The following is a 20,284-nucleotide window of genomic DNA, read 5'->3' on the forward strand; positions in this document are numbered from 1 at the left end:
TCCGCCTTCCGCCCTCACCAGCCCAGCAGCGCGGCGAGCCGTTCCCGGTGGTGCGCGGCGCCGCCCAGCAGGGCGGCGTCGGACTGCGCCCGCCGGAAGTACAGGTGCGCGTCGTGCTCCCAGGTGAAGCCCATCCCGCCGTGCAACTGCACGCACTCGGCGGCCACGAACAGGAACGCCTCCCCGCACCACGCCTGCGCCACCGCGGCCGCCTCGGCCAGCGCCCCGGGGGAGTGCGCCGCGCGCACCGCGCGCACCACCGCCGACCGCGCGGCCTCCACCTGCAGCAGCATGTCGGCGCAGGTGTGCTTGACCGCCTGGAAGCTGCCGACGGCCCTGCCGAACTGGGTGCGTTCCCGCACATGGGCCACCGTCATGTCCAACGCGGCCTGGGCCCCGCCCAGTTGCTCCGCGGCCAGTGCCACCAGGGCCACGTCCAGGGCGCGGGTGACGACCTCCGCGCCCTCGCCCCCCGCGGTCAGTGCCCGGGCCCGCGCACCGGAGAAGGACACCACCGCCTGTCCGCGGCTGAGGTCCAGGGTGCGGACCCGGCGCACCGAGACCCCCGGATCGTGGGGGTCGACGAGGAACAGGTCCACACCGTCGGTGCCCGCGGCCGCGACCACCAGTGCCTCGGCGTCGGCGCCGTCCAGGACGAACGGCGCGGTGCCGTCCAGCACCGGGACACTGCCGTGCCAGGAGGTGACCGCCACCGGCACGGCACCGGGCCGCCAGGCGCCGTCGCGGGACGCCACCGCGAGCGCGTGCGTCGTCCCCTCGGCCAGCCGTGCCAGCGCCGCGTCCGCCGTGCCGCAGCCCGCCAGCACCTGCCCGGCGAGCACCGTGGACGACAGCACCGGAACCGGGGCGAGGGTCCTGCCCAGTTCCTCGCAGACCACGGCGATCTCGGCCAGACCGCCGATGCCCCCGGCCGCCTCGGGCAGTCCCAGGGCGGCCAGCCCCACCTGCCGGCCGAGGGTGTCCCACAACCCGGCGTCGATGCCGGGCGCGGTCTCGGGCAGCCGGCGCACCGCCGCGGTGCCGCCGGCGTCCGCGCACACCGTACGCACGGTCTCGCGCAGGTCTTCCCGTTCGGTGTCCGACAGGGCCGTGCCCTCGGTCACGGTGCTCGTCATCGTGGGATCTCGCTCTCGTCGTGCCGCTCCCGCAGGGCACTGTGCGCGGCCGCCATCCGGGCGACCGGCACGCGGTGTGCGGAGCAGGAGACGTAGTCGAGGCCCAGGTCGTCGCAGAGGCCGATCGACTCGGGGTCCCCGCCGTGCTCACCGCACACGCCGAGCTTGATGCCGGGACGCGCGCGCCGTGCCCGCTCGGCCGCCAGGGCGATCAGGGCGCCCACCCCGTGCGGGTCGAGCCGCGCGAAGGGGCTGGCGGTCAGGAACCCGCGCTCCAGGTAGGAGGCGAGCACCTGCCGTTCGACGTCGTCCCGGGAGAAGCCGTACGTGAGCTGGGTGAGGTCGTTGGTGCCGAAGGAGAAGAACTCGGCGTGCTCCGCGAGCTCGGCGGCCAGCAGGGCGGCCCGCGGTGTCTCGATCATCGTGCCGATCCGGTACGGGACCCGGACGCCGGTCCGTTCGGCGACCGCGTCGGCGGCCCCCCGTACGTACGCCGCCGCCGCGGCCAGTTCCTCCGGCAGGCTGACGAGCGGGATCATCACCTCCAGCGCGGGCCGCACGCCGGTGGCGGCGACATCCGCCCAGGCGGCGAACAGCGCCTCGGCCTGCGCCGGGTACAGCCGCTCGTGCAGCAGGGCCAGGCGCACCCCGCGCAGCCCGAGCATGGGGTTCGCCTCCCGCAGCGCGGCGGCCCGCTGCTCGGCCCCGGCGTCGCCGGCCTCGCCCGGCGCGGGCAGGAACTCGTGCAGCGGGGCGTCGAGCAGCCGTACGGTGACCGGGCGGTCCCCGACGGCGGACAGCAGGGCCCGGAAGTCCTCGTGCTGAGCCTGCTCGAGGGCGAGCAGCGCCTCGTCCCGGGCGTCCCGGTCGGCGGCGAGGAGAACCCGCCGGATCAGTGGCAGCCGGTCCCCGAGGAACTGGTGCTCGGTGCGGCACAGGCCGACGCCCTCGGCACCCAGGGCCACCGCGGTGGCCACCTCGGCAGCCGTGTCCGCGTTGACGCGTACGCCGAGCCGCCGTAGACCGTCCGCCCAGCCCAGCAGGGTGGACAGCTCCGGTGGCGGGCCGGCGACCGTGACCGGCAGCGTGCCGGCGTACACGGCGCCGGTGCGGCCGTCGAGCGACACCGGGTCGCCCTCGTGCAGCACCCGGTCCCCGATGCGGACCGTGCCGGCCGCCCGGTCCACGCGCAGGCCGTCGGCGCCGCAGACCGCCGGTGTGCCGGCGCCGCGCGCCACCACGGCGGCGTGCGAGGCGATGCCGCCGCTGCCGGTGAGCACCGCGGCGGCGGCCAGCATCCCGGGGACGTCGGCCGGTGTGGTCTCGTGGGCCACCAGGACGGCGGGGGTGCCGGCCACGCCCAGTTCGAGGGCGCGCTCGCTGGACAGGGCGATCGGGCCGGCCGCGGCTCCGGGGGAGGCGGGCAGCCCGCGGACGAGGGGCTCGTCCGTTCCGGCCGGCTTCAGCCGCGGGTGCAGCAGCTCCTGCACCTGGGCGGGACCGACCCGGCGTACCGCCTCTTCCCGCCCCAGCGAGCCCTCCGCGGCCAGGTCGGCGGCGAGGCACACGGTGGCGCGCAGCGGAGGGCGGCTCGGGGTCGAGGCGGCCAGCAGCGCGATCTCGCCGTCGCGCAGCTCGAAGTCGACACGGACCGGCGCGTGCAGATGGCGTTCGAGGGTGAGCAGGGAGTGCTCGAGGAGCGCGTGGGCCGGGCCGAGCTGCTCCAGCGGCTCACCCTGGTGCGGGGGCGGCGCGCTGCGGCGCACGCCCCGGAAGAAGGAGCCCCGCGCCGCGAAACGACCGGTGTCGGGGTCCCGGCTGTCCGCGGTGCCGTAGCCGGAGCGGTCCCACGGTCCGATGCGCAGCGCCTGGACGTGCAGGGCGATGCCCAGGTCCGCGGGCAGCCGCTGGGCCTTGCGGGACCGCCTGGCCCGGGGAGAGGCCCACCGCGCCAGCATCGCCCGGGCGGCCAGCGCGAGCTGCTCGGCCGGGTCGTCCGGGTACGGCCGCCCCGTGTGCCGGGCGACGGCCGACAGCAGCGCGTCGACGCGGGCCCTGGCACCGGCGGCGTCGAGCAGGGCGTCGTCGAGGTCCGCTGCGGGCACGCCGAGGGCGTGTTCGGCGGTCATCCGGACAGTGGCCGCCCAGACCTCGTACAGCGCCTCCTCCCGGCCGATGACGGCGCACAGGCCGTCGGCGCCGGCCGGGGCGAGGCCGATCCCGGCCAGGTCGGGCGGCAGTCCCGCGACCTCGGCCGGCGCACTCGCAGACAGGCGCAGCAGCAGGGGTCTGGCCCGGTCGCCGATCCGCCGTCCCGACAGCTGTTCGACGAGTTCCACGGCGGCGCGGGCGGTGTCCGGCTCGCCCAGTGACGCCGCCGACCCGGCGGCCAGGGTGAGCCCGGGGACCACGGGGAGTCCCAGGGCCACCAGCCGGTCCATGGCGACGCCGTGCGTGCCCAGTTCACCGGCGTCCAGCCCGCGGATCCGTCCCTGGCCGTACGGCACCAGGCTGTGGCCGGGAGCGGGAGCGGGAGCGGGAGCGGGGGCCCGGGTGGGCGGGCCGGCCGGGCGGTCGGTGATGCTCAACCCCGGCTCCCCGCGACGAGCTCCTCCTCGAGCGCCTCGTCCTCGGCCCGGCTGACGCCGAGCACGAGCAGCAGCTCCTGGTGCAACCGCATCCACACCGTGTGGTACGAGTCGCACAGCGGCGAGGCCAGCCACTCCACCGCGCCGTCGTCGAAGCGGTCGAGCGCGTCCTCCAGGGCGGCGAGGTACCGCCCGCTGCCCACGAGCACCCGCTCGAGCCTGCGCAGCACGGGCTGGATGGCCTCGTGCACGTCCTCCAGGGCCTCGCGGACCTCGGCGTCGTAGACGCTGTCGGTGTGGTCGTTGGCGGTGCCGTCGGGGCGGCACTGCCACGCCGTGCACACCTCGCGGATCCTGCGGTTGACCGGCAGGAAGGCCCGGTAGGCCGCGGTGATCCGCTCCTCCTGCTCGGAACCCGCGGGCACCCGCAGGAGCCGCGCGGCGATCGCCTTGGCGCGCTCGGTCGGCAGGACGACCGGGCCCTTCACCATGGCCAGCCCGGCGCCCGCCAGGCCGCCGTACTCGGACTCCGGCCTGCCGCGCCACATGCCACGCAGAACCAGGTCGACAACGGCGTCGGTGAGGGACTCGTCGAGAGCGTCCGTCCCGGCCGTGGCAGCAGATTGCATCGCCGCACCTTTTCCTTGGGTTTCCGCGGTTTCCGCGGGTTCCTTGGGTTTCCTCGGGTTTCCCTGGCTTTCCCTGGGTTCCCCCGGTTCCGTGTTGCCCGGAGGTTACGCTCCGGCAGCGCCCTTAGTGAAGGGGTTGTCAAGAAACAGTTTCCGGATCGCGTGGCGGGGTGCGCCCGCCGCCGCTCTCCGCGCGGGCCCGGGCGGCCAGGAACGACGCCATGCGGGCCTGCGCCTGACGGCCGTCCGCCAGGTCGGCGATCAGCCGCGCCTCCTGCGCGAGACGGCGGCGCAGCCCGGCCGCGGCGTCGCCGCGCAGCAGAGCCTTCGCGGCCCGCAGCGCCTCGCCCGCTCCGGCGGCCAGCTCGGCGGCGCTACGGTACGCCGCCCCGTCCAGTTCCTCGTCGCCCACCGCCCGGGTGACAAGGCCGCACCGCTCGGCGTCCTCGCCGGTCAGCACCCGGTTGGTCAGGACCAGGTCCGCCGCCAGTCGGGAACCCACCAGGCGCGGCAGAAGCCACGACGCGCCGCAGTCCGGGGTGAGCCCGATCGCCGTGTAGGCCAGCCGGAACCGCGCCGACCTGGCGGCCAGGACGATGTCGCCGACGAGGGCGAGCCCGACGCCGCCCCCCGCGGCGGCACCGCGCACCGCGGTCACGACCGGCACGGGCAGCTCGTACAGGGCTGTCACCGCCGCGTGCGCGGCACTCGCCACGGCGTGCACATAGGCGCCGGTCTCCCGGCCGCGGCCGGCGAAGGCGCGCAGGTCGCCGCCCACGCAGAAGGCGTTGCCGGACGCCCGCAGCAGCACCGCGCCGCCCGGGTCCCCGGCCACCTCGGCGGTGCGGTCCCGCAGCGCCTCGGCGGTCCGCAGGTCCAGGGCGTTGCCCCGCCCCGGATCGTCCAGTCTCAACTCGACCACTCCGTCCGGGTGGCGGACCACCCGGACCGGCTCGGTGCTCATGGTGGCTGTCTCCCGTCGTCGCCGGTGTCGCTCGGATCACTCGGCAAGATACTGGAGACGTTGTACAGTTTCTAGGTCGCGACGGGCACCGATGCCCGTACGCCCGTCGGCGGGAGGAACCGTGCCTGTCCAGTTCGATGTCGACCCGGCCGTCGCCCGACTCGCCGAGGCCACCGCCGAGTTCGTCCGCGAGGTGGTGATCCCGGCCGAGCGCGAGTGCGGCGGATCCGTGCACGACGCCCCCGAGTCCCTGCGGGAGGCCCTGCAGAAAGGCGCCCGGGAGGCAGGGGTGTTCGCGCCGCACGTGCCGAAACGGTGGGGTGGCCACGGACTCGACCTGCGCGGGCAGGCGGTGGTGTTCGAAGCCGCCGGCTACTCCCTGCTCGGTCCGCTCGCGCTGAACTGCGCGGCCCCGGACGAGGGGAACATGCACCTGCTGGAGAAGGTGGCCACGGAGGACCAGCGGGAGCGGTATCTGCGCCCCCTCGCCGCCGGCGAGCTCCGGTCCTGCTTCGCGATGACCGAACCGGCTCCGGGCGCCGGCGCCGATCCGCGGTCCCTGCGGACCACGGCGACCCGGGTTCCCGGCGGATGGCGCATCGACGGGCGCAAGTGGTTCATCACGGGGGCGGACGGAGCGGGCTTCGCCATCGTGATGGCCCGCACCTCCGGCAGTCCCGGCGATCCGGGCGGCGCCACCATGTTCCTGGTCGACGCCGGCACGCCCGGCATGCGCGTCGTCCGCACCATCGAGACCCTCGACGAGGGGTTCTTCGGCGGACACTGCGAGATCGCCCTCGAGGGCTGCGTGGTCGGCGACGACCAGGTGCTCGGCGCGGTGGACCAGGGCTTCGCGGGCGCGCAGGTCCGGCTCGGCCCCGCCCGCATGACGCACTGCATGCGCTGGCTGGGAGCCGCCCGCCGGGCCCAGGACATCGCCCTGGAACGGGCGGGGAGCCGGACGGCGTTCGGCTCGGTGCTGGGCGACCTCGGCATGGTGCAGCAGATGCTGGCCGACTCCGAGATCGACATCGAGGCGAGCCGCGCGCTGATCCTGCGTACCGCCTGGGAGCTGGACACCGGCTCCGCCGCCGCCACCCAGCTGACCTCGGTGTCCAAGACCTTCGTGGCGGAGGCGGTGAACCGGGTGGTCGACCGGGCGGTGCAGATCTGCGGAGCGCTGGGCGTCTCGGCCGCGGACGCCCCGCTGGCACGCCTGTTCAGGGACGTGCGGCCCTTCCGTATCTACGACGGCCCGTCGGAGACGCACCGCTTCGCCATCGCACGCCGCGCACTGAAGCCCCACCGGCAGCCCCGGCCGGAGGCGACCGTGGGCTCCTGACCGCGCCGGCCGGTGCAGCCGGCACACGCGAGGCCGCCGCATGCCGTGGCGGCCGCCGTCCTGCCGGTGGGCAGCACCCCGAGCGGGCACCGGCCCCACCGCCCCCGCGAACTCCCCACGCCGTCCGGCGGCACCGCGGCCGTCCCCCTCCGCGCCGGACCTCCGGGGCCCGCCGCCGCGCCCGGGCCGGCGCGCGGGCACCGTGCCGCCGCGCCCGCAAACCCCTACTCCCACCAAGGACCACCGCATGGAAACCATCTCCCGCCTCGGCGTCGTCGGCTGCGGCCTCATGGGCTCCGGTATCGCCGAGGTCGCCGCCCTCGGCGGTGTCGACGTCCTGGTCGCCGAGTCGTCCCCGGAGGCCGCACGAGCCGGCCGCCGACGTGTCGAAGCCTCCCTCGACCGCGGACTGCGCCGTGGAAAGATCACCGAGGCCGCCCGGGACGCGGCACTCGGCCGGCTCGCCTTCGCCGACGACCTCGGCGCGCTGGCGGACCGTCAGTTCGTCATCGAGGCGGTCGCCGAGAACCGCGCCCTCAAGACCGGCGTCTTCACGACCCTCGACCGGGTGCTCACCGACCCCCGGGCCGTTCTGGCCAGCAACACCTCGTCGATCCCCATAGTCGACCTCGCCGTCAGCACCCAGCGGCCCGAACAGGTCATCGGCATGCACTTCTTCAACCCGGTACCGGTACAGACGCTGGTCGAGATCATCCCCGCTCTCACCACCAGCAGCGACACGGTGGTCCGCACCCGTGCCTTCGCCTCCGGGCACCTGGGCAAGGAGATCGTCGAGGCGAGCGACCGCTCCGGGTTCGTGGTCAACGCGCTCCTGGTGCCCTACCTGCTCGCCGCGGTACGCATGGTCGAGTCCGGATCCGCCGGTGCCGAGGACATCGACCGCGGGATGGAACTCGGCTGCGCCCATCCCATGGGACCGCTCCGGCTGCTCGACCTCATCGGTCTCGACACCGCCCAGTCCGTCGCGGAATCGATGTACGAGGAGTTCAAGGAACCCCTCTACGCCCCGCCCGCACTGCTGCGCCGCATGGTGGCCGCGGGCCGCCTCGGACGCAAGAGCGGCCGCGGCTTCTACGACTACACGGCCTGAGGACCCCCGGCGCGGCTCAGCCGTCCCCGGCCCGCGCGGCCCACAACCCCCGCACGTGTCCCAGGTGCCGGGTCATGACCTCGCGCACGGCCCGCTCGTCGCGGGCCAGCAACGCGTCGAGGAGTTCCAGGTGTTCCTCGGCGGAGGCCAGCAGGCGGCCCGCCTCCACCAATGCGGTCAGCCCGTACAGCCGGGAGCGTGCGCGCAGGTCGGCGACCACCGCGACGAGGTGGGAGTTGCCGGCGAGGGCGAGCAGACCGAGGTGGAAGCGGGTGTCGGCCTCGACGTACGCGATGAGGTCGCCCGCCGCGGCCGCGGTGACGATCTCCCGGGCGGCCGGGCGCAGCGCCTCCAGCGAGGCGCGGTCCGCGGTGCCGGTGAGGGCCACCACGGTGGGGACCTCGATGAGCGCGCGGACGTGGGTGTACTCGTCGAGCTGCCGGTCGGAGACGGCGGTGACCCGGAAGCCCTTGTTGGGGACGGCGTCGACCAGGCCCTCCTTGGCCAGGTCGAGCATCGCCTCCCGCACCGGCGTGGCGGAGACGCCGAAGCGGGTGGCCAGCGAGGGCGCCGAGTACACCTCGCCGGGCCGCAGTTCACCCGCGATCAGCGCGGCCCGCAGCGCGTCGGCGACCCGCTCCCGGTAGCTGCTGCGGCGGCCGCCCAGCCGGGGGAGTGCCGGGGCCTCGCCGTCCGGGGCCGGCCGCTGTGCCATGTCACGCGTCACCGGGGGAGTCTAGAGGACGAAGCCCGCGGGGAACGGGTCGGTGGGATCGAGCAGGTACTGGGCCGTGCCGGTGATCCAGGCGCGGCCCGTGAAGCTCGGCAGCACGGCCGGGATCCCGGCCACCTCGGTCGTGCCGAGCAGCCGGCCGGTGAACCGGGTGCCGATGAAGGACTCGTTCACGAACTCGGTGTGCAGGGGCAGTTCGCCCCGCGCGTGCAGTTGCGCCATGCGCGCGCTGGTTCCGGTGCCGCAGGGCGAGCGGTCGAACCAGCCGGGGTGGATGGCCATCGCGTGCCGGGAGTGGCGGGCGGTGGCGCCGGGCGCGTACAGGTGGACGTGGTGGCAGCCGCGGATCGACGGGTCCTGAGGGTGGACCGGTTCCGCCTCGTCGTTGATGGCCTCCATCAGGGACAGGCCCGCGGCGAGGATGTCGTCCTTGCGGGCGCGGTCGAAGGGCAGACCGAACTCCTCCAGCGGCAGGATCGCGTAGAAGTTGCCGCCGTAGGCGAGGTCGTACGTCACCGTCCGCCCGTCGGCGAGCACGGCCTTGCGGTCCAGGCCCACGCTGAAGGACGGCACGTTGCGCAACGTGACGTTCCGGGCGGCGCCGTCCTCGACCGCGACCTCGGCGACCACCGGCCCGGCCGGGGTGTCCAGGCGGATGGTGGTGACCGGCTCGACGACCTCCACCATGCCGGTCTCCACCAGCACGGTCGCCACGCCGATCGTGCCGTGCCCGCACATCGGCAGATAGCCGGAGACCTCGATGTAGACCACGCCCCAGTCGCAGTCGGGCCGGGTCGGCGGCTGCAGGATCGCGCCGCTCATCGCGGAGTGCCCGCGCGGCTCGTTCATCAGCAACTGCTTGATGTCGTCGCGGTGTTCACGGAAGTACAGCCGCCGCTCGTTCATGGTCGCGCCGGGGATGGTGCCGATGCCCCCGGTGATCACCCGGGTGGGCATGCCCTCGGTGTGCGAGTCGACGGCGTGCAGGACCAGCCTGCTGCGCATGATGTCCCTCCTACTGGGCGAGCCCGTCCGCGACGGCCTTCTCGGTGGCGGCCCGGACGGTGGCCTCCTGCTCGGGCGGCAGCGGCATGCGCGGCGGCCGCACGGGACCGCCGTACCGTCCGACGACGTCCATGGACAGTTTGATCGCCTGCACGAACTCGGTGCGCGAGTCCCAGCGCAGCAGCGGGTGCAGCTGCCGGTAGAGCCGCTCGGCCGTGGCGAGGTCGCCGCCGGTGGCCGCGTGGTAGAGCTCGACGCAGGCGGTGGGCAGCGCGTTCGGGTAGCCGGCCACCCAGCCCTTGGCACCCGCGATGGCGAGTTCCAGCAGCACGTCGTCGGCGCCGATCAGCAGATCCAGCTCCGGGGCGAGTTCGGCGATGCGGTAGGCCCGGCGGACGTCGCCCGAGAACTCCTTCACCGCGTGGATCAGGCCCTCGCCGTGCAGCCGGGCGAGGAGTTCGGGCACGAGGTCGACCTTGGTGTCGATCGGGTTGTTGTACGCGACGACCGGCAGCCCCGCCTCCGCGACCTCCCGGTAGTGGGCGAGCACCGACCGCTCGTCGGCACGGTAGGCGTTCGGCGGCAGCAGCATCACCGCACCGCACCCCGCCTCCCGTGCCTGTTCGGCCCAGCGGCGGGCCTCGGCGGAGCCGTAGGCGGCGACGCCCGGCATGACGCGCTGCCCGCCGATCGCGGCCACGGCCGTCTCGACCACCTTGGCGCGCTCCGCGGGGGTGAGCACCTGGTACTCGCCGAGCGAGCCGTTCGGTACGACACCGTCGCAGCCGTTCTCGACGAGCCAGGCGCAGTGCTCGGCGTACCTGTCGTGGTCCACCCTGAGGTCGTCGTCCAGCGGGAGCGCGGTGGCGACGAGGACGCCGTGCCAGGGGCGGTGGTCGGTCATGAGGGTTCCTCTCCGATGGGGTCTTCGGGAGCTCGGGCCAGTACGCCCAGCGGCACCGGCCGGGCGAACGGCCGCCGGGAAGGGGCGAGTTCGCATCCGGCGAGCCCCGCGACCGCGGGCCCGCACACACGGCCCTGGCACCAGCCCATCCCGGCCCGGGTGAGCAGCTTCACGGTGCGCAGGTCGCCCGCGCCGAGTCCGGTGACGGCCGCGCGGACCTCGCCGGCGGTGACCTCCTCGCAGCGGCAGGCGACGGTGTCGTCCGGGACACGGTCCGGCCAGCGGGCGGGCGGCGCGTACACCGCGTCGACGGCCGCGAAGAACGCCCGCAGCCGGGTACGGGTCCGGGCCGCCGCCGACCAGGCCGCGGGGTCGGGTTCCCGGCCGTGCAGACGGGCGGCGACCGAGCGGCCCGCGATGTGTCCCTCGGCGAGTGCGAGGGCCGCGCCGCCGATGCCGGTGGTCTCGCCCGCCGCCCAGACGCCGGGGACGTCGGTGCGCTGTTCGTCGTCGACGTGCACGTCCGTCCCGTTCAGCGCGCAGCCCAGTGTCTCGGCGAGGTCGGTGTGCGGCAGCATGCCGTGGCCGACCGCGAGGGTGTCGCAGGGGATGCGGTGCTCGACTCCGGGCCGGATCCGTCCGGCGGTGTCCAGGGCGGCGACGGTCACCGCCTCCAGCCGGTCCGTGCCGTGCGCCCGGACGACGGTGCGGCGGGTCAGCACAGGTGTGCGGTGCCGCAGCAGCCGCGCCGCGTACCCGGCGCCCTCGGCGAGCTTGCCGGGCTGTGCGGCGAGCGCCGCAGGCCTGCGCAGGAGGGCTTTGGGGCCGGCGGACTCCACCAGGGCGGCCACGCGCGCGCCCGCCGCCGCGAGGCCGGTCGCCACGGGGAGCAGCAGCGGCCCGGTCCCGGCGACGACGGCCGTCCGCCCCGGCAGCACCAGCCCGCCCTTGAGCATGGCCTGCGCACCGCCCGCGGTGACCACTCCGGGCAGGGTCCAGCCCGGGAAGGGGAGTACGACCTCGTAGCCGCCGGTGGCCAGCAGGACCGCGTCGGCACGCACCGTCGCGGGCTCCTCCTGCGCGGGGCCGCGCAGCGCGTGCACGACGAAGCCGGCGGACCCGCGTTCCACACACCACACGTGGTGGTCCGTCAGATGGCCGACCCGTCCGGCGCCGCGCTGCTCCGCGAGTCCGTCCCGCAGCCGTTCCCAGGTGCGCCACTGGTGGTGCAGCGCCCGGGCACGGCGCGCGCCGAGGGCGGCGGCGGGCTGCCGGTAGAACTGGCCGCCGGCCTCGGGGCCGGCGTCCACGAGGGTGACGCGCACCCCCCGTGCGGCCGCGGCCAGCGTCGCGGCGAGCCCCGCCGGGCCCGCGCCGATCACGGCGAGATGCCCCCGCTCAGCCGTCGCGGCCATCGTGTCCCGTTCCCTCCTGTGTGACGATCACGTCGCCCGGCCGTACGGGCACCAGGCAGGCCCGTTGGTTCGGGCGGTCGTTGACCGTGACCAGGCAGTCGAAGCAGACCCCGATGCCGCAGAACACCCCGCGGGGGCGCCCCTCGCGCCGGGTGGTCCGCCATGCGGTCACACCCGCCGCCCACAGCGCGGCGGCGACCGTCTGGCCGGGGAGGGCCTCGATCGCGCGGCCGTCGAAGGTGACGGTGAAGGCGGGGCCGGGCCGGGCCCGGGCCAACTCCAGCGGATTCACGCCGTGTTCACCCCGTTCGTCGCGAAGCGCTCGGGCCGGAAGGGCGCGAGGGGCAGTTCCGGTGGCGTCCCGGTCAGCACCTGGGCGATCAAGTGCCCTGTCCCGGTGGCGAGTCCGATGCCCGCCCCCTCGTGCCCGCAGGCGTGGAGGAGTCCGGGCACACGCGGGTCGGGGCCGATCGCGGGCAGGTGATCGGGCAGATACGGACGGAAGCCGAGGTAGGACCGCATCGCGCGCACCCGCTCCAGGAACGGGAACAGCCGGGTGGCCCCGGCCGCGAGCGCCCGTACCACGGGCAGGGAGAACGAGCGGTCGAAGCCGACCCGCTCCCGGCTCGCGCCGATGAGGACGGGCCCGGCGGCCGTGCCCTCGACGACCGGCGAGGTCTGCAGCGCGGCCGAGTCGCTGGCTACGTCGGCCACGTAGTCCGCGGCGTACACCTTGTGCCGCACCAGCCGGGGCAGCGGCTCGGTGACCAGCACGAAGCCGCGCCGGGGGAGGACGGGAAGGTGGACGCCGGCGAGGCGGGCCAGGTCACCGCCCCAGCTCCCGGCGGCGTTCACCACGGCGGGCGCGTGGACGTCCCCCCGGTCGGTGCGCACGCCGAGCACCGCGCCCCGGGCCGTGCGCAGCACCCCGGTCACCGTCCACCCGGTGCGCAGCCGGGCGCCCGAGGCGCGGATCAGACGGGCGGCGGCCAGGGCCGGCATGACCTGGGCGTCCTCGGGATAGTGCACGGCGCCGGCGAGCCCGGGCGCCAGCTGGGGTTCGAGGTCGGGAAGCTCGTCCGCGCCGACGGGGACCGCGGTGACCCCGGTGGCCCGCTGGGCGTCGGCGAAGGAGGCAAGTGCGGTGAGATCCCCGGGGGTTGCGGCCACGACGACGCCGCCCTTGGCCTCGTACTCGAACCCCGCGCCGTCCTCACGGGACAGCTCCGACCACAACCGGGCGGACAGCAGGGCGAGTTCCAGCTCCGGTCCCGGTTCCTTGTCGGAGACGAGCAGATTGCCCTCGCCCGCACCGGTCGTGCCGCCGGCCACCGGACCCCGGTCGACGAGGACGACATCCAGGCCCGCCCGCGCCGCGTACAGCGCGCAGGCCGCGCCCGTCATCCCGGCGCCGACCACCACGACATCGCAGGTCAGTCGCTTCGCCACACCAGTACTATGTCACATATCGCTTGCCCCGGACAGGTCTTGACCGGGGCAGGTCTTGACCGGGGCCGGGCTCCGCCGGCGGCCAGTGGGCCGGCGCTCGGCCACCGAACTCACGGGGGACCGTTCCCCGGTCGCCGTGATCCGTCCGCGTGGCGGCGCAGGCGGAAGCGGTGCCCCCGGTGCGTCGAGGACGGTGCCGCGGCGGCCCCGGCGAGTTCCGGGGTCGTCACGCGGACCTTCCGTCCGCCGCACCGGGGGCAGACCGCGTCCGTGAGGGGCGAGCGCAGGGCCCGGCCGGCCTCGTCCACGTACTCCTGTGTGCAGAGCACGGTCGGGTCGGTGAAGAACACCACCTGGAAGACGGCCTGCCAGACGTGGCGGCAGTCCCCGCAGGCGAACACGAACGTCTCGGGCACGGCTCCGGGCACCTCCCCGCTCACCCGGCGCGGTTCCTCGGCCATCGGATCCGGCTCCTTCCGCACGGGCGGCCCACCTCCAGCCCACCGCGCCGCCCGCCGTCCGGCAAGTCGATCCGGGCCGTCGGCGGTCGCCGAGGACGGGCGCGGGCCCGTCAGGGAGTGGCCGCCGGCCCGGCCTCAGCGGGAGGCGCCGTCCACCAGGGCGGCCAGGGCCGAGGCCAGCCGGGACAGTCCGGGTCCGAGGGCGGGTCCACCGGGCTCGGTCATGTAGGTGTCCCGCCGGATCTCCACCATCAGCGCGCTCACCCGCCGGTCCCCGCCGTAGAACTCGAGCGGCACGTACGCGCCGCCGAACGGGCTGTTCAGTCCCGTCTCCCCGCACCGCGCGAACACCTTCCCGGCCAGCGCCGCGAGTTCGGGCGGTGTGTGGAAGGCGTCGGTACCCACGCACACCGGGGGCCGGGGGCCCGCGCCGTGCAGCTCGTAGGGCAGCCCCACGCGGGGATACGAGTGCACGTCGATCACCACGGCCCGTCCGGTCGCGGCCAGCCGCCCGGCCACCGCGTCCGTCATGGCCCGGGCGTACGGCCGGAAGTACCGCTCGACCAGCGGCTCGGGGTCGGTGCCGGCGGGCCGCAGCTCGGTGCGGTGCGTGGTCCGCGTGTACACCGCGCCCATCCCCACCGCGAGCATCTCCTCCCGCTCGTCCGGGAACCGCTCCGGGTCGACGACCAGCCGCGACAGCCGGTTGACGAACCGCCAGGGCGTCACCGAGGCCAGCCCGGCGGCGGCCTCGGCGAGCTCGGCCGTGTGCGCGTCGGTGATGTGGTCCAGCTCCCGCTCCAGCGAGACGTCGTCCAGCACGATCCCCTCCCGCACCGCGTCCGGTATCTCCCGCGCGGAATGCGGGACATGGAGGATCACGGGTGAGTCGACCGCGCCCGGCAGGAGTTCGAAGGAGGGCGGGTGGCTGGGCACTGACGGCTCCGGGGCGTGGTCGGCGGCAGGGGAGACCAGGATGCGGGATCGACGCCGAGCCGCGCCCGCGGCACGGGGAGCCGCGTCACCTCCGGCGACGGGTGTGCCGGCCCACCGTGACGACGACCAGCAACGAGCCGAGGAAAGCCCCGAGGGTGGCGGCGGTGTCATGGGACTGGTAGCCGATGATGGCGAGCATGCCCGGCCGGTTACCCGCGTCCGCCGACGGCATTCCTGGTCGGCAGGGCCCCGTGCGCTTCCGCCCCGGCCGCGCACGCGGCTCCGCCCCGGCCGGGCAGTGCCGACCGGGGCGGAGACGCTGGAGAGGTGACCGGCCCTGGGGCCGCTCGCGTCAGCTCAGGGACGCGAGTGCCTCGTTCCAGGTGGCCGACGGGCGCATGACCGCGTCCGCCTTGGCCTTGTCGGGCTGGTAGTAGCCGCCGATGTCGGCCGAGGAGCCCTGGACGGCGTTCAGCTCGCCGACGATCTTCTGCTCGTTGGCGGTGAGCGTCTCGGCGAGCGGCGCGAAGGCCTTGGCCAGGTCGGCGTCGTCGGTCTGGCCGGCCAGCTCCTGCGCCCAGTACAGGGACAGGTAGAAGTGGCTGCCGCGGTTGTCGATGCCGCCGATGCGACGGGTCGGGGACTTGTCCTCGTTGAGGAAGGTCGCCGTGGCCCGGTCGAGGGTGTCGGCGAGGACCTTGGCGCGGGCGTTGCCGGTGAACTCGGCGTACTGCTCGAAGGACGGCACCAGGGCGAAGAACTCACCCAGGGAGTCCCACCGCAGGTAGTTCTCCTTGACCAGCTGCTGGACGTGCTTCGGCGCGGAGCCGCCGGCGCCCGTCTCGAACAGGCCGCCGCCCGCCATCAGCGGGACGACCGACAGCATCTTGGCGCTGGTGCCCAGCTCCAGGATCGGGAACAGGTCGGTGAGGTAGTCGCGCAGCACGTTGCCGGTGACGGAGATGGTGTTCTCACCGCGGCGGATGCGCTCCACCGACAGCTTGGTCGCCTCGACGGGGGAGAGGATCCGGATGTCCAGGCCCTCGGTGTCGTGCTCCGCCAGGTACTGCTTCACCTTGGCGATCAGGTTGGCGTCGTGGGCGCGGGTCTCGTCCAGCCAGAACACCGCCGGGTCGCCGGTGGCGCGGGCCCGGGTGACGGCCAGCTTCACCCAGTCCTTGATCGGCGCGTCCTTGGTCTGGCAGGCGCGGAAGATGTCGCCGGCGGAGACCGTCTGCTCGATCACGACGTTGCCGGCCTGGTCGACCAGGCGGACCGTGCCGGTGACCGGGATCTCGAACGTCTTGTCGTGGGAGCCGTACTCCTCGGCCTTCTGCGCCATCAGGCCGACGTTCGGGACCGAGCCCATGGTCGACGGGTCGAAGGCGCCGTTGGCCTTGCAGTCCTCGATCACGGCCTGGTAGACGCCCGCGTACGAGGAGTCGGGCAGGACGGCGAGGGTGTCGGCCTCCTGGCCGTCGGGACCCCACATGTGGCCGGAGGTGCGGATCATGGCCGGCATGGAGGCGTCGACGATGACGTCGGAGGGGACGTGCAGGTTGGTGATGCCCTTGTCGGAGTCGACCATGGCCAGCGCGGGCCCCTCGGCGAGCTCGGCCTCGAAGGACGCCTTGATCTCCGCGCCCTCGGGCAGCGACTCGATGCCCTTGAGGATGCCGCCGAGACCGTCGTTCGGGGTCAGACCGGCCGCGGCGAACGTCTCGCCGTACTTCGCGAACGTCTGCGGGAAGAAGGCGCGCACCACGTGACCGAAGACGATCGGGTCGGAGACCTTCATCATCGTGGCCTTCAGGTGCACGGAGAAGAGGACGTCCTCCGCCTTGGCACGGGCGACCTGCGCCGTGAGGAACTCGCGCAGGGCGGCGACGCGCATCACGGAGGCGTCGACGACCTCGCCCTCGCGGACCGGCACGGACTCGCGTAGGACGGTGGTGGAGCCGTCGTCACCCTTGAGCTCGATGCGCAGCGCGCCGGCCTCGGAGATCACCACGGACTTCTCCGTGGAGCGGAAGTCGTCGACACCCATGGTCGCCACGTCCGTCTTGGACTCGGCGGTCCAGGCGCCCATGCGGTGCGGGTGGGACTTGGCGTAGTTCTTCACCGACGCCGGGGCGCGACGGTCGGAGTTGCCCTCGCGCAGCACCGGGTTCACGGCGGAACCCTTGATCTTGTCGTACCGGGCGCGGATCTCGCGCTCCTCGTCGGTCTTGGGGTCGTCCGGGTAGTCCGGCAGCGCGTAGCCCTTGGCCTGCAGCTCGGCGACCGCGGCCTTGAGCTGCGGGATCGACGCCGAGATGTTCGGCAGCTTGATGATGTTGGCCTCGGGCGTCTTGGCCAGCTCGCCCAGCTCCGCCAGGGCGTCGGGGATGCGCTGGTCCTCCTTCAGGTACTCCGGGAAGACGGCGATGATGCGCCCGGCCAGCGAGATGTCGCGAGTCTCCACGTCGACACCGGCCTGCGAGGCGTAGGCCTTGATCACCGGCAGGAACGAATGCGTCGCCAGGGCCGGGGCCTCGTCTGTGTAGGTGTAGATGATGGTCGAGTCAGTCACCGGGTGCTCCGCTCCACGTCTGCAACATTGCTCGACATCAAGATATCTCGTGGCCGCCCCGGGCTCGACAGGGGTCCGGGACTCGGAATCCCTCAGCGGCGGCGGCCCCGGTCCGGGCCGTCCCCACCCGCCACCTCGCGCTCGATCCACCGGCAGATCACGTCCACGACGTAGACCAGTTCGGCGCGGCTGAGCTCCCGGCCCTTGGGGATGCCGTGCCAGCGCCGCAGACAGTTCCGGCAGCAGGTGGCGGTCGCGTGCTGGGCGACGAACACCGGATGCCCGCGGTACGGGGTCTGCTTGCCGTCCTTGACGGGCTCGGCCGGGGCCACCCGCTCGGCGACCAGGTCGTAGGCGTGCCACCGCATCGTGGCCGGGCCCTTCAGCTCGGCGGTGGCCAGCTCCCGCCCGCGCAGCCGGAACCGGGCCCGGAACGGCTGCCGCGAGATCGCGTCCAGCCGCTGGTCGAGCGAGCGGGGCGCGGGGTCGGGGGATTCGGGCGGGCGGTTCATGCTGCTTCGAGGGTAGTGCGGCGGCCGGCTTCGCGAACCGGCCGCCGGGCACGGACCCGCTCGCCTCCCGGTGCCGCGGCGGCCACGGGCGACCGGTGTCAGGAGGCGTTCGCCCCCGACGGCACGTCCTCCCCGCTGCGCTGGTGCGGGATGACCACCGAGCCCTGCTGCAGTGCGACCGTCCGGGTGGGGGCGGGGATGCGGATGCCCTCTTCGCGGTAGCGCCGGTGCAGACGCTTGATGAACTCGTGCTTGATCCGGTACTGGTCGCTGAACTCGCCGACGCCGAGGATGACGGTGAAGCCGATGCGGGAGTCGCCGAAGGTGTGGAAGCGGATGGCGGGCTCGTGGTCCGCGACGGCGCCGGCGACCTCGGTCATCGTCTCGGCGATGACCTCCGTGGTCACCCGCTCGACGTGGTCGAGGTCGCTGTCGTAGCTCACCCCGACCTGCACCAGGACGGTCAGCTGCTGCTCGGGACGGGTGTAGTTGGTCATGTTGCTCTTCGCCAGCTCCCCGTTGGGGACGACGACCAGGTTGTTGGACAGCTGGCGGACCGTCGTCTGCCGCCAGTTGATGTCGACGACGTAGCCCTCCTCACCGGTGTTCAGCCGGATGTAGTCGCCGGGCTGCACCGTCTTGGAAGCGAGGATGTGGATGCCCGCGAAGAGGTTCGCGAGGGTGTCCTGCAGGGCCAGGGCGACCGCCAGACCGCCCACGCCGAGGGCGGTCAGCAGGGGCGCTATCGAGATGCCCAGCGTCTGCAGCACCACCAGGAAGCCGATCGCCAGGACCAGCACCCGGGTGATGTTGACGAAGATCGTGGCCGAGCCTGCGACGCCCGAGCGGGACTGCGTGACGCTCTGCACCAGACCGGCGATCACCCGTGCCGCGGACAGCGTCACCACGAAGATGAGCAGCACCTGCAGGCACTGGTTGGTGTGGTGCTGGACGGTCCGGGTCAGCGGCAGCGCCGCCGCCGCACCGGCCGCGCCCGCCGCGATCGCCGCCCACGGCACCACCGTGCGCAGCGCGTCCACGGCCACGTCGTCGCCGCTCCACTTGGTCCGCTTGGCGTGCTTCGCCAGCCAGCGCAGCAGCGTGCGGGAGGAGAAGGCCACCAGCAGGCCCGCCGCCAGGGCGATGCCCGCGAGGATGAGGTCGTCCAGGGTCAGCGCGCGGTTCACCGGTCACCTCCGGGGTGGGAAGCTGCGGCGAACGGCTTCGCCGACGGCCCAGTGTGAAGAATCGTCACGTTGTCACCTGCTCGTTTGCGGGATGTGCGGTCGCGCCGGGCCGGTTGGACGTCGACGACCGGCGCGACTTTTCATCCTGCCGTATCCGGCACGGCAGTTCGCACGCGTGCGGCCCCTCGGAGCGAGAACGAGCCGTGTCGTCCCTCACGACCGGGTGGCAGAGGGCCCCGCCCTCAGATGACCTTCAGCCGCACCAGCGCCCCCAGTGTCAGCGCGCCCGGCACCAGCGGTACCCACACCGTGATGATCCGGTAGGCGAGGACCACCGCGGTGGCGACGGCCGCCGGGCCGCCCACCGCGACCAGCGCGACGATCAGCGCCGCCTCGACGGAGCCGAGGCCGCCCGGCGTCGGCACGAGGGCCACCGCGGCCGTGGCCGCGAGATAGGCCAGCGCCATGTGCGTGGCCGGCACCGGCATCCCCAGCGACCGCCCCACCGCGGCCAGCCCGGCCGCCTGCAGCGCGGGGAACGCCAGCGAGCCGCCCCACAGGGCCAGCGCCCGGCACGGACGGGAGTGCACCGACCGCGCCTCGCCCAGGGCGGTCCGCAGGAACGAGCACACGGCCCTGCGCAGCCGTCGTACGCACGCCAGCGCGGCCACCGCCGCCAGCAGCACCACGCCCACGGCCAGCAGCAGCGGGCCCACCGTTCCGGCCGGCACCAGGCTGCCCAGCCGGAGCGCGTCGGGGAAGGCGAGCAGCAGCCCGGCCAGCAGCACCAGCCGGCCGACGCACTCCGCCATCATGTACAGCGCGAGTGCGGCCGAGGAGCGGGCGAGCGGCACCCCGCACACGGTCATGAACCGCAGGTTGACCGCGCTCGCGCCGAGCCCGGTCGGCAGCAGGTGGTTGGCCGCGCCGGCCGCGAACTGGGTGGCCAGCAGCCGTCGCCTGGGCAGTGGCTGCACGACGGCACCCTGCCGGGTGAAGGCGGCGGCGACCCAGGTCAGACAGGTGGTGCCGACCGCCGCGAGAAGCCATGGCCAGGACGCCGTGCGCAGGTGTCCGAAGCCGTCGGCGAGCACGGAGCGGTGCCGCACCGCGGCGACGGTGACGAGCAGGAGCGGGAGCAGGCACAGGGCCTGACGGACGGGGACGCGTCGGGGGAGTCGTCCCTGGCGGAGTTCGGGGAGTTGTACCGCTGTCACACCCGGAGAGGGTTTCCGGGCCGCGCCAACGCCGGGTGGCGGTGACGGGGCCGACGGCTTACGGGCGGGAAGCGTCTGTGGGGAGAGCTGCGGGGGAGGGGTCATCGGGTCCTTCGAGGGAGG

The 20,284-nt window shown here is 74.3% G+C and carries 18 protein-coding genes; 2 read left to right on the forward strand and 16 right to left on the reverse strand.

Annotated elements, in window-relative coordinates:
* Window positions 1-14: 14 nt before the first annotated feature.
* The 4 genes from ACWC21_RS36115 to ACWC21_RS36130 all read right to left on the reverse strand — a co-directional run bounded on the left by ACWC21_RS36115 (window position 15) and on the right by ACWC21_RS36130 (window position 5,317).
* A complete protein-coding gene (locus ACWC21_RS36115) occupies window positions 15-1,136 on the reverse strand; it encodes an acyl-CoA dehydrogenase family protein (RefSeq protein ID WP_450888274.1) in 1,122 nt (373 codons plus the stop codon).
* The gene (locus ACWC21_RS36120; RefSeq protein WP_450888275.1) at window positions 1,133-3,724 is read right to left on the reverse strand and encodes a putative PEP-binding protein; all 2,592 of its coding nucleotides are present in this window, start codon (window positions 3,722-3,724) and stop codon (window positions 1,133-1,135) included. The genes ACWC21_RS36115 and ACWC21_RS36120 overlap by 4 nt, the downstream gene beginning before the upstream one ends.
* Window positions 3,721-4,353, reverse strand: a complete 633-nt coding sequence (locus tag ACWC21_RS36125) for a hypothetical protein (RefSeq protein WP_450888277.1) — start codon at window positions 4,351-4,353, stop codon at window positions 3,721-3,723. Before ACWC21_RS36125 ends, ACWC21_RS36120 begins: the two co-directional genes overlap by 4 nt.
* A gap of 139 nt (window positions 4,354-4,492) precedes the next feature.
* Window positions 4,493-5,317, reverse strand: coding sequence for an enoyl-CoA hydratase/isomerase family protein (locus tag ACWC21_RS36130; protein ID WP_450888279.1), 825 nt, complete (start codon window positions 5,315-5,317; stop codon window positions 4,493-4,495).
* Between the two features lie 121 nt (window positions 5,318-5,438).
* On the opposite strand from ACWC21_RS36130, the gene ACWC21_RS36135 reads away from it, so the two are divergent.
* Both ACWC21_RS36135 and ACWC21_RS36140 read left to right on the forward strand, forming a co-directional pair.
* Window positions 5,439-6,659, forward strand: coding sequence for an acyl-CoA dehydrogenase family protein (locus ACWC21_RS36135; RefSeq protein WP_450888281.1), 1,221 nt, complete (start codon window positions 5,439-5,441; stop codon window positions 6,657-6,659).
* A 247-nt stretch (window positions 6,660-6,906) separates the two neighbouring features.
* A complete protein-coding gene (locus ACWC21_RS36140; RefSeq protein WP_450888282.1) occupies window positions 6,907-7,770 on the forward strand; it encodes a 3-hydroxybutyryl-CoA dehydrogenase in 864 nt (287 codons plus the stop codon).
* Window positions 7,771-7,786: 16 nt separating this feature from the next.
* On the opposite strand, the gene ACWC21_RS36145 is transcribed toward ACWC21_RS36140, so the two are convergent.
* The 12 genes from ACWC21_RS36145 to ACWC21_RS36200 form a co-directional block, all read right to left on the reverse strand.
* On the reverse strand, window positions 7,787-8,485 hold the full coding sequence (locus tag ACWC21_RS36145) for a GntR family transcriptional regulator (RefSeq protein WP_450888316.1): 699 nt from the start codon (window positions 8,483-8,485) through the stop codon (window positions 7,787-7,789).
* A gap of 21 nt (window positions 8,486-8,506) precedes the next feature.
* The gene (locus tag ACWC21_RS36150) at window positions 8,507-9,508 is read right to left on the reverse strand and encodes a proline racemase family protein (RefSeq protein WP_450888284.1); all 1,002 of its coding nucleotides are present in this window, start codon (window positions 9,506-9,508) and stop codon (window positions 8,507-8,509) included.
* A 10-nt stretch (window positions 9,509-9,518) separates the two neighbouring features.
* A complete protein-coding gene (locus tag ACWC21_RS36155; RefSeq protein WP_450888286.1) occupies window positions 9,519-10,412 on the reverse strand; it encodes a dihydrodipicolinate synthase family protein in 894 nt (297 codons plus the stop codon).
* Complete coding sequence (locus ACWC21_RS36160) at window positions 10,409-11,827, reverse strand: FAD-dependent oxidoreductase (protein WP_450888288.1); 1,419 nt, start codon at window positions 11,825-11,827, stop codon at window positions 10,409-10,411. Before ACWC21_RS36160 ends, ACWC21_RS36155 begins: the two co-directional genes overlap by 4 nt.
* Entirely contained in the window at window positions 11,811-12,119 is a 309-nt protein-coding gene (locus ACWC21_RS36165; protein ID WP_450888289.1) for a (2Fe-2S)-binding protein, read from the reverse strand. The genes ACWC21_RS36160 and ACWC21_RS36165 overlap by 17 nt, the downstream gene beginning before the upstream one ends.
* Complete coding sequence (locus ACWC21_RS36170; protein ID WP_450888291.1) at window positions 12,116-13,276, reverse strand: NAD(P)/FAD-dependent oxidoreductase; 1,161 nt, start codon at window positions 13,274-13,276, stop codon at window positions 12,116-12,118. Before ACWC21_RS36170 ends, ACWC21_RS36165 begins: the two co-directional genes overlap by 4 nt.
* Before the next feature lie 110 nt (window positions 13,277-13,386).
* A complete protein-coding gene (locus tag ACWC21_RS36175; protein ID WP_450888293.1) occupies window positions 13,387-13,737 on the reverse strand; it encodes a hypothetical protein in 351 nt (116 codons plus the stop codon).
* Window positions 13,738-13,872: 135 nt separating this feature from the next.
* On the reverse strand, window positions 13,873-14,673 hold the full coding sequence (locus ACWC21_RS36180) for an N-formylglutamate amidohydrolase (protein WP_450888295.1): 801 nt from the start codon (window positions 14,671-14,673) through the stop codon (window positions 13,873-13,875).
* A 352-nt stretch (window positions 14,674-15,025) separates the two neighbouring features.
* Window positions 15,026-17,245: an NADP-dependent isocitrate dehydrogenase gene (locus ACWC21_RS36185; protein WP_450888297.1), complete on the reverse strand. Its 2,220-nt coding sequence runs from the start codon at window positions 17,243-17,245 to the stop codon at window positions 15,026-15,028.
* Window positions 17,246-17,337: 92 nt separating this feature from the next.
* Window positions 17,338-17,757, reverse strand: a complete 420-nt coding sequence (locus ACWC21_RS36190) for a DUF4186 domain-containing protein (RefSeq protein WP_450888299.1) — start codon at window positions 17,755-17,757, stop codon at window positions 17,338-17,340.
* Window positions 17,758-17,855: 98 nt separating this feature from the next.
* Window positions 17,856-18,944, reverse strand: a complete 1,089-nt coding sequence (locus tag ACWC21_RS36195) for a mechanosensitive ion channel family protein (protein WP_450888301.1) — start codon at window positions 18,942-18,944, stop codon at window positions 17,856-17,858.
* 242 nt (window positions 18,945-19,186) lie between these two features.
* A complete protein-coding gene (locus tag ACWC21_RS36200) occupies window positions 19,187-20,161 on the reverse strand; it encodes a lysylphosphatidylglycerol synthase transmembrane domain-containing protein (RefSeq protein ID WP_450888303.1) in 975 nt (324 codons plus the stop codon).
* Between the last annotated feature and the right edge of the window lie 123 nt (window positions 20,162-20,284).

Source organism: Streptomyces sp. NPDC001348 (genome assembly GCF_053597535.1).